Genomic DNA, 16,065 nt, shown 5'->3' with positions numbered 1-16,065 from the left:
AAGTAGCATTATATATCAAAATATAACATCTTTCCATTTATATCATAATACAAATTATTGATAATACATCTCAATAAAGTTTAGACTTTGCGAATATTTATTAACCTAATATCCGCAAATACAATTGTTAATTAATTTTTTATTCTTAATTTCTTTATATTACAATGATTATTTTTTATCAAGATAACCATCATTTTTTCTATTCTTGCATTTTTTGCATAACTAATCTTTATTTCCACTACAACGTAAAAAAGACCCTATACAGGGTCTTTTTATAACACATATATTATGCAAATACATTCACTAAATCGATAGTTTGATCACGACCAGGACCTACAGAAACGATACCTACTTGTACGCCAGTTACTTCTGCAATGCGTTCGACATAACGACGTGCTGCTTCTGGTAATTCTTCATACTTGCGGATACCGGAAATATCTGTTTTCCAACCTGGGAATGTTTCGTATACTGGTTCACATTCTGCTAATACATCTAAGCTAGCAGGGAATCCTTGTACAGGCTCACCATTGCGTGTGTAACCTACGCAAATTTTCACTTCATCTAATCCATCTAGAATATCAAGACGAGTGATGGCTAAATAATCCAAGCTGTTCAATGCGGCGCCATAGGTTACAACCGATAAATCTAACCAACCACAACGACGGGAACGGCCTGTAACCGTACCAAACTCATGACCTGTTTGACGAAGGTATTCACCAGTTTCATCTAATAGTTCAGATGGGAATGGTCCTTCACCCACACGAGTAGAGTATGCTTTTACTACGCCAAAGATATTTTTTAAGTAGTTAGGACCTACACCAGCGCCCACAGACGCACCGCCTGCCACTGGATGAGAGCTAGTTACGAATGGATATGTACCATGATCAAGGTCAAGCATCGTTGCTTGGGCCCCTTCAAACAATACTTTTTTACCACCTTTGATAGCATCAATCACGGCAAAGTTTGTATCTTTTACAAATGGACGTAATTGTTCTGCATAGCCTAAGTAATCTTTTAAAATTTCTTCAAAGTTAACTGGCTCAAAACCATATACGGCTGTTAACATTTTATTTTTCAATTCTACGTTGAATTTAAGTTTCTTCTCAAATACAACTGGATCCATTAAATCGCAAATGCGAATGCCAATACGATTTACTTTATCTGCATAGCATGGACCGATACCATTTTTTGTAGTACCGATTTTAGCATCGCCTTTCACAGATTCTTCCGCTTCATCTAAACGATTATGATACGGTAAAATCACGTGAGCACGGTCAGAAATATATAAGGATTTTGCACTTTTACCTTCTTTTTCAAGGTTTGCAATTTCTTCCAACAATACCTTAGGGTCCACAACGACACCAGTACCAATGATATTCATTTTATCATCGTAAAGAATACCGCTAGGCAATAAACGCAATGCGAAAGATTTACCATCTACGACTACTGTATGACCTGCATTATTACCACCTTGGCTACGTACTACCACATCAGCGCGTTCAGATAAATAATCAACGATTTTACCTTTACCTTCATCGCCCCATTGTGTGCCAATTACCATACTTGTTGCTACATTGGTTCCCATATGAATTGCCTCCATTACATCATAGAACTTTCTATCGTAATGACTACATTAAGTCATCGCTCTGAAAGTTCTTCCATTATTAGTATTACCTTCGTAAATAGGCGCCTAACGTACACTATTTACACTTTATTATAGCATAGATTGAAAACATTGGGGTAGTTATTCCCTACAAATTCCCATATCTTTATGATGAGCCCAACCGCTTTATAAATTCTTCTGGAATGGACGATAAGAATCGACTTGGTTGTTGCCAATACCCATTTGCATTCACCTTTGCATAGGTAATGGTCAAGTGTTTCTTAGCACGAGTTAATGCTACATAAAAAATACGTTTTTCTTCTTCTAATTTACCATCTTTAACCGCAAAGTAGAACGGAAGTCCCCCATCATGTGCACTAGCAATAAAGACATTCTCAAATTCACTGCCTTTGGCTTGATGGACCGTAATGATGGGGATACGACTGTCTCCTTTTCGTCGGAACATGCCCTCTCCCGAGTGAAGAGCAGACATTTCTAATATCTCTTTCACACCATCACGGCCTACATAGTATGGATGTTCCGCTTCTAACTCTTTCATGATGCGGTATAGTTCGCGAATACTAGTTAATCTACGTTCCCCAGTGGGATCTTCTTTTACTTTCTTCTGATAGTGTTCCACTAGGCCCATATCATTCATAATATAGGCAAGAATTTCTGTAGATTTACTCGTAGTCCACTTACTTCGTAAAGTATCCATAGAGGCAGCAATATTGGCAAATGTATCTCTATATTTATTTATAAATGCCATACGCTGTACTTTCGTAGGCAGGATATTTTCTTTCATAGCATACACCAATAATTTACCCGTCGCTATAATATCATCCATGGCATTATGAGTAGACTGATGATCAATGGGAAAGTATCCACTTAAAAATTCTAGCTTGTGGTTCGGCAAATTCGGATAGAACCGACGATATATGTCTAAGGTATCATAGATGGCTTGTACCCTTGGCATAGCTACACCATGTCGGCTACACTCTTGCTCTAATATGCTCATATCGTACTGCACATTATGACCGACAATCATGAACCCATCAGCAAACTGTCTGAATGCTTCCAGTACAGTTCGTGCATCACCACCAACCTTTTGTAAGTGCGCATCACTAAAGCCATGGACTAATTCTGAATCCCCTACAGGCACGCCGGGATTGATAAATCGTTCGAAGGTATCAATGGTATTGCCTTCTTCATCGATGCGGATAGCTGCCATCTGCACAATGCGATCTTCCAGTATATTTACACCTGTCGTTTCCACATCAAATACAATGATATCTTTAGTCACTAGCCCTTTTTCTAATTGTTCATAAGGCTCTCGTGTAAAGATATTTGTACTCATAAAATCGGTGATCCGCAACCCAGTTTTTCTCACTGCTGTGCTTTCTAATTCCTCTATGCGCCTATCACCAACTCCTTTGACAAAGGTTCGAATGATCCGTTTTGTACTCATCAAATCCCAAGGGTTCACTAAGCATTTAAAAAATGCCAATACATCCTTAATTTCTAAACGTCGGAAAAATTTTAATTCATCTGCCAAAATAAATTTTAGTTGCATCTTTTCTGGCAATTGTCGATTACATCGTTTAAATTGTTCACTTAATCGTACGGCTTGTTTATTGGTGCGCACCAAAATTCCTACAGGGGGCATTTCTTCGCCACTTCTCAGCTGTTGAATAGATTGAAATATATACCTAGCCTCATCCTGAGCATCTGCAGCAGCATATATCGAAATAGGCTCACCTTGCTGTGTGGCCATCGCTTTCGGTTCTTTTTGATACAACTCTCGCACCCGCTGAGGGAACATATCTTTCAGCATGGAAAAGGCTCCCTTAAACAGCATCTGATTAGACCGATAGTTTGTATCAAACACTAATTCTATAGGATTATACTCTCTGCGATACCGATCGATTAATGTAATCGGATTAGAACCACGCCATTCATAAATAGTTTGAAAGTAATCCCCACAGAGCAAAATATGGTTACCCTTCCACATGGTGTTCATCACTTCATATTCTAACTCGCTAGTGTCTTGCATTTCATCTACTGCAATATAGGAATAGCGCTGACGCCAACGATTAGCTACCTCAGGGCGCTGAAAGATTTGGTGTACCCTCGTAATTAAATCTGCAAAATCTAGCCCATTCAACGAACGTAATCGCCATTCGTATTCCATCAATACTTGTAGCCCTTTTTCTTCTAAAAATTCGGCAGTATCTTCTGACATGATGCTATACCAAACGGACTGTTCCCGTTGCATACGCTTGATTGTCCGTGCGTAATCCTCTTGTATATTAGCAGAATAATATTGATACTTCGATCGATGCTCTTTCACTTCGCTGATAACCTCGCGAATCGTTTTGGCATGTATTTTGAGTGCCATAAGACCTTGCTCTTCACTATAGGCTTTCACAAGATTCGGCAAACATTCACTCAACAATTCCTCTACATCTTCTTCGTCAAAGATGAGAAATTCTTTAAACAAATCTTCTTGTAATTTTGCTTCTTCTTGCAAAATGGTATAACAAAAGCTGTGAAATGTAGATACTTTCACAGCTTGTGCCTCTTGTCCTACAATCGCAATCATGCGTTCTTTCATTTCACGACACGCTTTATTCGTAAATGTTAAACACAAAATTTGATCCCCAGTGGCACGTCCCGTTTCCAAGATATGTGCCACCCGATAGGACAATGTATTTGTTTTTCCCGTTCCTGCAGAAGCTAGCAATACAATATTTCTATCTAATTCCTGTACAACTTGTTGTTGAATGTCATTAAGTACCACAGTATTTGATTGCATAGTTGCTCCTTATTTCACCAATGAAAGTACGCTAATCCTAGCACTGGTATAGGTCCTAACACGGCTGTTAGTGCCCACAACATAATATTCATATCCAAGGGAATATGGAATACTTCTGTAATCACTGCATAGGTAATCATACCTAAAAAGACATTGGTTGCTACCCGTTTGATGGTAAACCATGCTACCTTAATAATCATCCAAGCTACAACAATAGCTACTACAGCTTGTAATACGTAATCCATCATTACCTCATTTCTTGACGATGTAATACAGCACCGCTCAAGGTCACCTCATCAGCGTATTCAATATCCCCGCCTACAGGAATACCACGGGCAATACGAGTGACCTTAATCCCCGTAGGTTGCAATAATCGAGCAATATATAGAGCCGTTGCTTCCCCTTCTACATCAGGATCTGTAGCGATGATAACCTCTTGCACTGTATTATCTTGAAGGCGCAACATGAGCTCTTTCAAGCGGATGTCTTCTACGCCTACCCCATCAATAGGGGACAAAGCCCCTTCCAACACATGGTATAACCCTTTATAGTCACCACTGCGTTCGATGGCGATGACATCACGGGATGTTTCCACCACACAAATCATCGATCTGTCCCTTTTAGAGCTCGCACAAAACTCACAAGGATCTTGAGCAGATAAATTAAAGCATTGGGAACATCTATGTGTGGCTTTTTTCGCTGCAAGGATGGTTTCTACCAAGCGTTGTACATCTTCTGCATCTGCCTCAATGAGATGGTATGCTAATCGTCTAGCCGATTTAGCCCCCACCCCTGGTAGGCGACGCAACTCTTCTACTAATCGTTCTAAAGGATTTGTCATATTAGAACATACCTGGCATTCCAGGAAGTTTCAAGTTTCCTGTGACAGCCCCTAATTTTTTCTCTGCCACTTCTTTTGCTTTACGGTTCGCTTCATTCACAGCTGCTAAGATTAAATCTTCTAATGCTTCCACATCTTCTGGATCTACTGCAGCAGGAGCAATTTTAATGGACAATACTTCTTGTTCTCCATTCATTGTTACAGATACGGCACCACCACCGATAGATGCTTCTACCACGGTGTTTTTAATTTCTTCTTGTGCTTTTTCCATGTCCTTTTGCATTTTTTGAACTTTTTTCAACATACCTTGCATATTACCGCCACCAAACATAGTGAACCTCCTTCATTACTTAGACAAATCGTCTACTTCTTTCACATAAATATCATACCCATTAGCCTCCATGTGTTGTAAAGCATCATAGAGTAGAGTTTCTTGTTTTTCTTCATCACTGGCCTCGGCTGAAGACCATTTCGGCAATGTCCGTATCTCGTCTATGCCATCTTCTGAAAGCATGACATCTCCTTTTGCTTGATAGTATGGATTTAGCACTTCCTCTGGATTATCATAGACTGTAAGAAAATCATCAATAATACCATCTACATTAGTAGGGTCACTACCGGCGCCTACCTTTGAATTTGTATTTGTCCCTACATAAGTAGGTTTACTACTCTCAGGCGTTTGCTCTACTTTGGATACAGCTGGTATCTCCTCATGAGATGCAGTCAGTGCCACTTCTTGCGTCACAACTGTCGGTTGTACTATCTCCTCGGGTTCGCTAGAACGTTCCACCACAGGAGCTGTTATCGTTGGTTGTGACTGTCCGCCTTGCTGTGAAGTTCCTCCAAAGGATTTTGCTGCCTCTAAATACACCTGCAGTTTTGGATCCTTCTTATCGATGGCTTTCACCACAATCGGTCGCCCTATCACTTGTTGGAACGCTTGTTTTCCGCATTCTACATGCTGCTGTTGCACCAAAATAGGACCCGCAATAGGCGTAGGGAACACCAAAATAGCTTGCTCTTGGTCTAAGTACACCAAGGTTCCTTGCTGATAGATAGTGTTCAGCAAGCCATAATTCTTGCCTCTCAACCATTTTATCACGTTTGCTAAAATCGTGCTATATTCATGAGGACTCACCATCCCCTGTCCCACAGACGTCTCCTGTGCCGTGTCAAATGTCGTCGTTTTAGGTGTTACCGTTGGAGATGTTTTCTTCCGCAATGGAGGTGGCAATGGACTTTTACCACTAGAGCCTCCCGTCTTAGATACTCGAGGTGGTGGTAACGGAGATGTTACTTTTGCAGAACTAGTTCTCACTGGTGAGACAGATGGCAATAACACATCATCCTCCACTGGATGGGGAATTTCCTCTAGGACACCATCATATGCATCCGTATCCGCCACAGGTGGGGCAGATTCTACCACTGGTTTCGCCACCACTACAGGTCGTTGTTCCGACCACTCATTGAGCTTTTGGAGCAATGCATCTTCTTGACGATTTACAAATTGTTCCATCGTCGTCATGCGCCCTTCTAAGGTTTGGTACGTACCGCCACCTAATTGCAATAGCGAAAGCAATCCCATTTCTACAATCACTCGCGGGTTATCTACTTGTTTTGCATTGTTTTGTACCGTTTGAAGTACATTGATATAGCGTCCGATCTCCTCCACAGATAACTCTTTGGTCTGTGCCAATAATCGTTCTTTATGCGTATCATAGGCTAATAGCTCTTCCGCATCAGGCAATACTTTTGCCACAATCATAGCTCGCAGATGTTCCACTAAAGCCGTCACAATTTGCCGAGCATCACGACCCATTTGTAGCGCCTCATCCACAGCTTGCAGTAACGCAGCTCCATTACCGGCTTTCAACATATCTACCATATCGAGAACCCAGGATTTGCTCACTAAACCAATCATAGTCTCTACTAGAGGAGCTGTAATCATGTCCGATGTCATACCAGAACATTGATCCAGAATACTCAAGGCATCCCGTAAACCACCATCGGCATGGACCGCAATCACTTGTGCTGCTGCAGGGTCAAGAGAGATATTACTTTCCTTCGCCACATGTAATAAGTGATCTGTAATATCCTTTGCTGTAATACGGCGGAACGTATAGCGCTGGCAACGAGACAAAATAGTAACTGGTAATTTCTCCGATTCTGTCGTAGCAAAAATAAACATTACATGGCTCGGCGGTTCCTCGATAGTTTTCAACAAAGCATTCCACGCTTCATTGGTGAGCATGTGGGCTTCATCGATGATGAACACTTTTTTATGACCTACCACAGGTAAGAAGTTCACCTGTTCTCGCAAGGCACGCACTTCATCAATACCTCGATTGGAAGCCGCATCAATTTCGATCACATCCAAGGCTTGTCCTTGTAACATTTGCTGACACGATTCACAGTGACCGCAAGGTGTGTCTGTAGGCCCCTGTTCACAGTTAATAGCGCGAGCAAATATCTTTGCCATACTCGTTTTACCCGTACCTCTAGGACCAGCAAATAAATAGGCATGGGCCACTTTATCTTCACGAATGGCTCGTTGTAATGTATCCGACACGTGGTGTTGACCGACTACATCGGTAAACTGTTTCGGTCTCCATCGTCTATATAACGCTAAATAACTCATAGCCCCTCCTTTCCCTTAAGATATGAAAAAAAGCAGCTAAGCTAGCTGCTTTACCATAGCACTCGAATCTGACAGCCCTATAGGTTTCCTCGTGGCACAAGAGAGTTACCGCTTAATGCTGCTCCAATCAAGGCCTGACATGGTTCACAGGCTCTCCTTGCACAAGCCCCATAGAACTGTCATATTCCAATGCTATTACCCTATCATTATACATGTTTTTCAATCCCTATTCAAGGGTATATACCTAATCTATCATAAATTGTGCTACATATTAGATGCTTATTATTATAACAAAGTTAATTTGATAATTATCTCTTAAGTATCCCTTTATATGTACTAGCTTTCTTGCCTCTATTCTGCAAGGATTGATTGTTAATTTCTTAACCTATGCAATTCTGAAGTATTACAAGAGTAGAAAATAGAAAAAAGGACGGCTGCCACCGTCCTTTTTTGAGTTCATGAATGATTTTCTACAACGCTCTCAGAAAGATTCATTCCTTCTGCTCCAAGTATACACCATTCTCTCCTAAAATACAATGGTATTATCCTCTGCGCCCTTCATAAGGATGCAGAATTAGATAACCTTTGGAGTATTCTCCTACATATATATCACTAATAGAATATCCTTGGTCTTGTACTTCTTCTTCCAACCAAGCCATGTCTTTGTCGGCAAGCTCTAGTATATCTGGGTCTACCACTCCGTCCACAATCACTGGGTAGCGAATGATATCATCACCGTTCATGACTAATGTTAATTGCCCGTTTTGCTCGAGTACAGCACGGCGTACATCGCTTACAAGGGTAACCCCTGCACTGCGAAGCTTCAACTGCAAATCACTGCCACGAAGACCACGTTTCAAACATTCACCAACACGAATCTTACCCCGGTCAATAACAATGCTAGGACGTCCATCGATGAGCGTTTTAATCCATCGCACATGAGCGCTAAGAAAACGCAAGCCCATGACCACGATAGTCCACGCGATAAGGACTAGAAAGAATTGCAAGATACCAATACTTTCACTGTAAATAACGGCGCCGATGATACCACCTAGGACATAGTTTTGTACCTGATCTAAGGCCGAGTTCGGCGCTAAATTTCCTTTACCCATCAAGTTCATTTGCAAAATGAGGGCTAGGATACCAAGGGCTAGCTTAATAAATACTAATGTATATCCTGTTAACATATTATCATTTATCCTTCTTCACATCTACAATCTTAGGATTACTATTAATCATCTCCACAGGTCGCAAAGAATAGCCATCTTTATTCATGGTGAAAGTCACCTCAAAATAGGCTTCCTCAATATTGACGATCATACGATCTTGCACGCGCAATGTATTAACGCGAATCTTATCCTTAGGTACATCGGCACGTTCACTTAAATTATTTAAAAATTGCACCATGTAGCTTGATTCTTCTGCACTATTAATATCGCGAGTGTAATCATTAACTTGTAAACCCAATAAAAACACAAGCCCCAATACAATGATAATTCCTAAGTCACGGAACTTAGTATCAAAGCGATTATACATAACTTTTACACCTACTACTAGCAATGCTACTAGCAAAATAGATGTCATAATGTATTGCAACAGAGATGTAAACTCTCCTCGTTGCACCACATAGGCATAGGTATAAAATTCCATAATTACCTCACAGTTCTTACTTTAATGTTTCATTATACTGCGCCCGTTCGCCACCTACAAATTTAGGTCGCACACGAGCTGCCGTTACATGGGCTGCGCCAATTTCTATTACGCTTAAACGCACAGGTACTGCTACATGTTTCAAATGCATACCGATGAAAGTATCTCCTATATCAATACCTGCATCAGCCTTTACACACTCCACTAACACAGGATCTGACCATGTGGCATAGGCTGTAGTTGCCATAGAACCTCCTGCATGTTGTACAGGCACTACATTTACTTCTTCATAGCCTCTAGCCTCTGCAGCATGACGTTCCATTACCAAGGCCCGATTAAGATGTTCACAGCATTGAATAGCCACATCGAAGCCATATTCACCTTGCACCTCAGACAGAGCTCTAAATAAATCCGATGCCACCTCCAAAGAAGAGTCCTTACCAATATGTCTTCCTCGTACTTCACTGGTGGAGCACCCTACTACTAGCAATTTACCTTCTTGCAATTTCGCTACCGTAGCCAATTCGGTTACAGCAGCTTTCATAGATTCATATAGATTTCCATTCATAGAATCTCCTCCCTTTCATTACATACGAATGCACCCAAACAAGTAGCTATCACCTTAGAGTATTAGTTAGCCATATGCACTACACGTTGTGGATACGGGATGTCGATGCCCTCTGCATCAAAGCGATCTTTTACTTCAGACATGACGCCATAATAGACTTCTCTAAATTCGTCCGCATTAATCAAAGGATATGCCACAATATTCACAGAGCTATCACCAAATTCTTTGATGCCAATTTCTAATGTATCCATATTATGAACCTTACCTGTGCTCGCAAGAATTTCTCTAATAATTTCAATGGCACGGTGATGGTTCGCATTATAGTTAATACCAAATACAAACGTAATATATCTCGTTTGTTCATAGTTACTATTCATCAAGTTATTAGACGTAATCGCCGAGTTAGGGATGAATACAATACGATTTTCTTTGGTAGCAATGGCTGTGTTAATGAGATGGATAGATTTCACTGAACCTTCTACACCATTTACAGAAATCCAGTCCCCTGCTTTAAATGGTTTGAAAGCCAAGATAATCAAACCAGATGCCAAGTTAGACATGTTATTTTGTAAGGCTAAACCAATGGCGATACCGAAGGCCCCAAAGGCAGCTAAAAAGTTATTCGTCGGGAATCCCACTAGGGATAACGCTGATAATACAACTACAGACAAGATAGTGTAGTAAATAATTTGAGACGCGAAGCTACGCACTGTTTGATCATAACCGGTGCGACTCATCAATTGTACTGATACACGTCTTACAAATAGAGCGATATAGCGGCCTATAATCAACACGATGATGGCCAAAATAATACTAGGTAAATATTCCAGTAATAAGGATTGCATATGATTAACAAAGGAAATACTTTCCTCCACATGTTCTGCCACCTTTTCAGCACCTGCCGCTGTGGCTGTGGCAACTTTTTCTTCTGCTAATAACATCTATTACTCCTTTCCTATAACTATGTTGTCATTACGTAACTCATAGCATAGGGATATGAGTTCGCACAGTATTAGATTCTATTATATCCATAGCACTAAACTTGTCAATATATCATGTTAAAGTATACAACAAAGTTTTCGTAAAATGTGATGTCTACTGCTATAAGGGTGTTCACTACATTGACTATAGCCCCATTTTGTCCTATAGCACGAAAAGCCTATAGAATCAAAAATATAGGATAGCTGATGTACTATCAACTACCCTATATATATTCATTGTATCAAATTATCGATCTTATTTTACTAAGATGAATGTTACATTGATTGGACCGTGAACACCAACGACACGAACAAGCTCGATGTCCGCTGTGTTGGATGGACCAGAGATGTGAACCACATTTGTAGGGAACTTAGCTGGATCATTACGATAAATCTTTGCTAATTCTGCCATCGTTTGTGTCATACGTGGATGAATTGTATCTTCACGCAATACAGAAATGTGCGTTAAAGGCAATAAGCCCAAGGAACGACTAGATTCTTCTGTACTTGGTTGGATAACTGTTGCTGTTTCCGCAATACCCAAGATAGGGAATGTAATACCAATGTTAGAATCTTTGGCTACTTCAATATTCGCCTCACGACCTTTAGTAGCATCCCATTGATAGAATGTAGCTTGATCTTCGCTTAATTGTTTGAAAGATTCTTCTAATCCGTATGTTTCTACTTCTCCAGATTTAGGATACACAACACTGCCGCCACCACGAGCAACGATTTCATCTACCAAAGCTTGGCCTACTTGAGATGCGTCCACTTCGATTAATTTAGTACCCAAGCGTTCTGCTTCTATTTTAAACATCTGTACTACTTGCTCATGGCTAAGGTCAGAATACATAGTCTCTTGAGGGCCTTTTGAAAAATCAAAAGGTGTTACAGATGTAGGAATTGAGTCACGGCCTAACGCACGAGATAGGCGACCTAAAAAGGCTTGTTTTTTTGCTTGATCCATTTTATTTCTCCTTTCCCTTTTGTGCTACGTGTTTCGCATATTCATCACGGAATTTACTCATTTTGAGCAAGCCCATGTCTTTTGCTTTCACCCAGCCACCAACTACTGGCAATACTTTCGTCCAATCTGCCATATGTCCATTGTTACTCATTAATTTCATGCCGATAGCACCCATTTTAGTACCCATATCGAACAAGAAAGAATTCGCAAATACACCTGCCACTGTGTGGAAGATACTGCGTTCAAGAGCTGGACGCATTTGTAATTTATCAGCAATCACTTGACGATGTTTCAACAATAATTCATGCAATGGAATTTTTACTGGGCAATGTTCCCAACATTCGCCACACAATGTGGACGCGTAAGGAAGATCGCCAGCTTCTTCATAACCAACCAATAATGGAGTTAATACAGCACCCATTGGACCTGGATAGATAGAGCCATAACCATGACCTGTAATATGACGATATACTGGGCAAATGTTCATGCAAGCACCGCAACGGATACAACGTAACATTTCTTCAAAATCGCCACCTAAAATACCAGAACGGCGGTTATCGATGATAACGATGTGTAATTCTTCTGGACCATCTGCTTCCCCTTCACGAGCAGGACCTGTGATCATGGAGAAGTAGTTAGAAATTTTAGCACCTACAGAGGAACGAATCAACATTTCCATCATGACATCCAAAGAGGCAAAGTCTGGCACCAAACGTTCCATACCCATCAATGCAATTTGCGTTTTAGGCATGGAGCTTGCCATACGACCATTACCTTCGTTAGATACGATAGTAATAGTACCAGTTTCAGCTACGCCGAAGTTACATCCAGTGAAACCAACATCTGCACGCAAGAAACGATCACGAATATAGCGACGTACAAAACGAGTCATTTCTTCTGGATTTTCAGTGCCTTCATAACCTAATTTTTTAGCAAATGTATCACGAATACGGTTACGCTCGAAGTGCAAGGCAGGTACTACGATATGAGATGGAGGATCGAAGTCCGCTGTTTGCAAAATAAATTCTGCCAAGTCAGTTTCATTTACTTCGATGCCAGCTTCAATTAATTCATGGTTCAAACCGATTTCTTCAGAAACCATTGTTTTAGATTTAACAACCATTTTTGCTTCTTTTGCACGAAGTACTTCCATGCAAATCGCTGTCGCTTCTTTATCATCAGCCGCAAAGTGCACATGGGCACCTGCTTTTTCAGCATTTTCCGCAAATTGGTTTAAATAGTAATCCAAGTTAGCCAACACATGGTCACGCAAATCAGCGGACTCTTGACGGAACTCTTCCCATTCCGCAACTTGATCTACTACAGCTTTACGTTTTTCATAAAATACATCCTGTGCTGTTTGAATGGCTTTCACTTTGAAGTCATTAGCAAGCACATCGTTAACGCGTGTCTTAAACGGACGTGTATCGTATAAAATATTACTCATGGTGACTCCTCCTATCGACTATTCAACAATTCCGCAATGTGCATCACACGGATATGGCGATCAATTTCGCCTTCTTTGTAAAGTCGATCTAACATACCTTCAATATTCATCAAGCAAGCCATATCGGAACCTGCTACAATGTTAGCGCCAGAATCAGCGATATTCAACGCTTTTTCTTTTGTCATAACAGCGGAAATTTCAGGATTTTTTACTGTGAAAGTACCACCAAATCCACAACAACGCTCAGCACGATGCAATGGTAAATATTCTAAACCTTGAATACCTGCTAATAATTTCATAGGTTGTTCTTTGATTTCCATCAAGCGTGTTACGTGGCAAGATTTATGGTATGTCACTTTGTCATTAAAGCGAGCCCCTACATCAGTTACTCCTAATACGTCAACGATGAATTGTGTGAACTCATAAATTTTAGAGCTCAATCTTTCAGCTCGTGCTAACCATTCTGGTTCATCTTTTAAAATATGATGATACTCATCGCGAATAGCGAACGCACAAGATCCAGACATGCTCACTACATAATCAGCATTTTCGAATTGTTCAATTGTGTTTTTGATAGCTCCTTTTGCAGCTTCGTTATAACCAGAGTTAACAAACATCTGACCACAGCACACTTGCTTCTTAGGAACTGTTAATTCGCAGCCAAGGTTTTCAAGAACCTTTACACCTGCCATGCCTACATGAGGGTAGAACATATCAATCAAACATTGTTGAAATAAATGAATTTTCATTTTTTCACATCCTCAACTTTAAAGTAAACTACTATCACTTGATTGGCAAAATGCAACAATCGTATTCCATCTATGTACTATTTAGAACAATCTAGTCTAAATAGTTTTCCGATGATTTTATTATATAGTAATTTTTCTGTAATTACAAAAGACTTGCAATATTAGCAAGAAGCCATTTTTATACCATTTTGCTAGTCATTATCAACGACCTAGATTGTACCAAAAATCACATGTTTCGCCTACTATCATCAAGCCTTATAGCTTCAAGGCTTGTATAATTTTTATGTATTTTAATACATATCAAATCTTCTATTAAAACACACATGTCTTTTCAATCTCTAATTCCTACTTAAATTTAGTATTATAACCAAAACTCATGAAAGAGATAACTATTGCTCTATAATTCAATTTTCTCTACAGTAAATTCATTGATAAATATCACTCTTTTCGCATGGAGTGAATCTTTCAAATATGGTATGATAAACATACTAGAACACAATTCGATTCTCTAGATCTGGAGGTCTTTTATGAAACGTATAATGACAGCACTTTTTTTAACTACATTCCCTATCATACTAGCCCAAGCACAAACTGCAACCTCACTCTCCACCAATGCGCTTCCTGTGGCACCTAATACATATACCTACTCACAGCCCAACAGTATTCCTACTTTTGATCGAGTCCAAAAATATCGTTTTACCGATGTACCAGCTAATTTTTGGGCCTTTGAGTCGATTACAAAAATGACAAAGGAAGGTCTCATGAGTGGCTATCGTAATGGTACATTCAAACCGAATGATCCCTTATCTCGTGAAGAGGCTGCCTCCTTATTCAGCAAGATGCTCGGTGATACGCCTTCCATCATGCTAGCCAGCTCTTTCTCAGACATCACCTCTGATCGTTGGTCTTCCTTAGCTATTGAAAGCGTCGCAAGGGCTAATATCATCAGTGGCTATGGCGATTCTACCTATCGTCCAGAACAATATATGTCTCGTCAAGAATTTGCCGTTGTGGCAGATAAGTTTTTACACTATCAAGGATACCGAACAGAAGACCCTACTGCATTAGACACAATTCACTTTAGCGATCAAAAATTCATTGCCCCTTGGGCACAGTCATCTGTACGAGAATTAGCTTTACTGGGATTTATTAACTACAGCACAACAGGTTTGTTTAACCCTGAAAAGTATGTAACACGTGCTGAAGCTGCAGAAATTACCTATCGTTTACTCTTCTCTAAAGAAGCTACTACCATTCAGCACACAATTCAGCAACAACAAATGGAAGAAACGGCACGCGCTCTGATCAAGAAAACATTTGGCGAGAATTACGATTTCCACAACCGTGGTGCTATGTTCTGGCGTGATGGTAAATTAGTTATTTCCTTTACATCTTCCAGTGATGTGAAAGCCATTACTGCCGAAACGGCTTACATTAAAGATAAAAACTTCTTAGATAATCACATCATTACAACGGGCACCTATAGCTTAGGAGACTTTGATACTTTACAAACCGATGCAGCTTACTTGTACCGTCAGTTAGAGCCCCATGGTACTATCCTAGCTGTAACACCAACACCAAATGTAGATGGATTAATTGTAACCGTAGACAAATTACATGCTACGACACAAACAGCATTTGTGAAAAAATTTGGCAAGAAAATCCAGCTCAAAACTAATTCATAAGCATACATTAATTCGCAATGTACTAGAGCAGCTAACTCTAATACAACATGCCATATCTAATGTAAAGCCATACTATTATTTTTATATTTTCATGATGGCTCATAGAAAAAGAGGAACGTTGA

Annotated in this window: 14 protein-coding genes and 1 other RNA gene; 1 reads left to right on the top strand and 14 read right to left on the bottom strand. The window is 40.1% G+C overall.

Going from position 1 to position 16,065, the window contains the following annotated elements:
- Nucleotides 1–286 precede the first annotated feature (286 nt).
- The 14 genes from EO118_RS05980 to EO118_RS05915 all read right to left on the bottom strand — a co-directional run bounded on the left by EO118_RS05980 (nucleotide 287) and on the right by EO118_RS05915 (nucleotide 14,258).
- Nucleotides 287–1,585 (bottom strand): adenylosuccinate synthase, encoded by a 1,299-nt coding sequence (locus EO118_RS05980; protein WP_127069093.1) that lies wholly within the window; start codon nucleotides 1,583–1,585, stop codon nucleotides 287–289.
- Nucleotides 1,586–1,769: 184 nt separating this feature from the next.
- Nucleotides 1,770–4,418 carry a 3'-5' exonuclease gene (locus EO118_RS05975; RefSeq protein ID WP_127069092.1) on the bottom strand — a complete coding sequence of 883 codons (2,649 nt, stop codon included), beginning with the start codon at nucleotides 4,416–4,418 and terminating at the stop codon, nucleotides 1,770–1,772.
- A 14-nt stretch (nucleotides 4,419–4,432) separates the two neighbouring features.
- On the bottom strand, nucleotides 4,433–4,666 hold the full coding sequence (locus tag EO118_RS05970; RefSeq protein WP_240633523.1) for a hypothetical protein: 234 nt from the start codon (nucleotides 4,664–4,666) through the stop codon (nucleotides 4,433–4,435).
- Entirely contained in the window at nucleotides 4,666–5,259 is a 594-nt protein-coding gene (gene recR / locus EO118_RS05965) for a recombination mediator RecR (RefSeq protein ID WP_127069091.1), read from the bottom strand. The genes EO118_RS05970 and recR overlap by 1 nt, the downstream gene beginning before the upstream one ends.
- Nucleotide 5,260: 1 nt before the next feature.
- A complete protein-coding gene (locus EO118_RS05960) occupies nucleotides 5,261–5,590 on the bottom strand; it encodes a YbaB/EbfC family nucleoid-associated protein (RefSeq protein WP_009353175.1) in 330 nt (109 codons plus the stop codon).
- Nucleotides 5,591–5,605: 15 nt separating this feature from the next.
- Nucleotides 5,606–7,897: a DNA polymerase III subunit gamma/tau gene (gene dnaX / locus EO118_RS05955; protein WP_127069090.1), complete on the bottom strand. Its 2,292-nt coding sequence runs from the start codon at nucleotides 7,895–7,897 to the stop codon at nucleotides 5,606–5,608.
- Between the two features lie 55 nt (nucleotides 7,898–7,952).
- An RNA gene (gene ffs / locus EO118_RS05950) (signal recognition particle sRNA large type) lies at nucleotides 7,953–8,093 on the bottom strand.
- 346 nt (nucleotides 8,094–8,439) lie between these two features.
- Nucleotides 8,440–9,084, bottom strand: coding sequence for a DUF421 domain-containing protein (locus tag EO118_RS05945; RefSeq protein ID WP_127069089.1), 645 nt, complete (start codon nucleotides 9,082–9,084; stop codon nucleotides 8,440–8,442).
- A 4-nt stretch (nucleotides 9,085–9,088) separates the two neighbouring features.
- Complete coding sequence (locus EO118_RS05940) at nucleotides 9,089–9,547, bottom strand: DUF3290 family protein (RefSeq protein ID WP_127069088.1); 459 nt, start codon at nucleotides 9,545–9,547, stop codon at nucleotides 9,089–9,091.
- 16 nt (nucleotides 9,548–9,563) lie between these two features.
- Nucleotides 9,564–10,115: a TIGR01440 family protein gene (locus tag EO118_RS05935; protein WP_127069087.1), complete on the bottom strand. Its 552-nt coding sequence runs from the start codon at nucleotides 10,113–10,115 to the stop codon at nucleotides 9,564–9,566.
- Between the two features lie 62 nt (nucleotides 10,116–10,177).
- Nucleotides 10,178–11,056 carry a mechanosensitive ion channel family protein gene (locus tag EO118_RS05930; protein ID WP_127069086.1) on the bottom strand — a complete coding sequence of 293 codons (879 nt, stop codon included), beginning with the start codon at nucleotides 11,054–11,056 and terminating at the stop codon, nucleotides 10,178–10,180.
- A gap of 295 nt (nucleotides 11,057–11,351) precedes the next feature.
- A complete protein-coding gene (locus EO118_RS05925; RefSeq protein WP_127069085.1) occupies nucleotides 11,352–12,062 on the bottom strand; it encodes a lactate utilization protein C in 711 nt (236 codons plus the stop codon).
- Between the two features lies 1 nt (nucleotide 12,063).
- On the bottom strand, nucleotides 12,064–13,509 hold the full coding sequence (locus EO118_RS05920) for a LutB/LldF family L-lactate oxidation iron-sulfur protein (RefSeq protein WP_127069084.1): 1,446 nt from the start codon (nucleotides 13,507–13,509) through the stop codon (nucleotides 12,064–12,066).
- An 11-nt stretch (nucleotides 13,510–13,520) separates the two neighbouring features.
- Nucleotides 13,521–14,258 carry a (Fe-S)-binding protein gene (locus EO118_RS05915; RefSeq protein WP_127069083.1) on the bottom strand — a complete coding sequence of 246 codons (738 nt, stop codon included), beginning with the start codon at nucleotides 14,256–14,258 and terminating at the stop codon, nucleotides 13,521–13,523.
- Between the two features lie 527 nt (nucleotides 14,259–14,785).
- On the opposite strand from EO118_RS05915, the gene EO118_RS05910 reads away from it, so the two are divergent.
- On the top strand, nucleotides 14,786–15,943 hold the full coding sequence (locus EO118_RS05910; protein ID WP_127069082.1) for an S-layer homology domain-containing protein: 1,158 nt from the start codon (nucleotides 14,786–14,788) through the stop codon (nucleotides 15,941–15,943).
- The last annotated feature ends 122 nt before the right edge of the window (nucleotides 15,944–16,065 follow it).

This window comes from Veillonella sp. 3891 (assembly GCF_003992315.1).
Lineage (GTDB): Bacteria > Bacillota > Negativicutes > Veillonellales > Veillonellaceae > F0422.
This window is presented reverse-complemented; position numbering and strand designations above follow the sequence as displayed.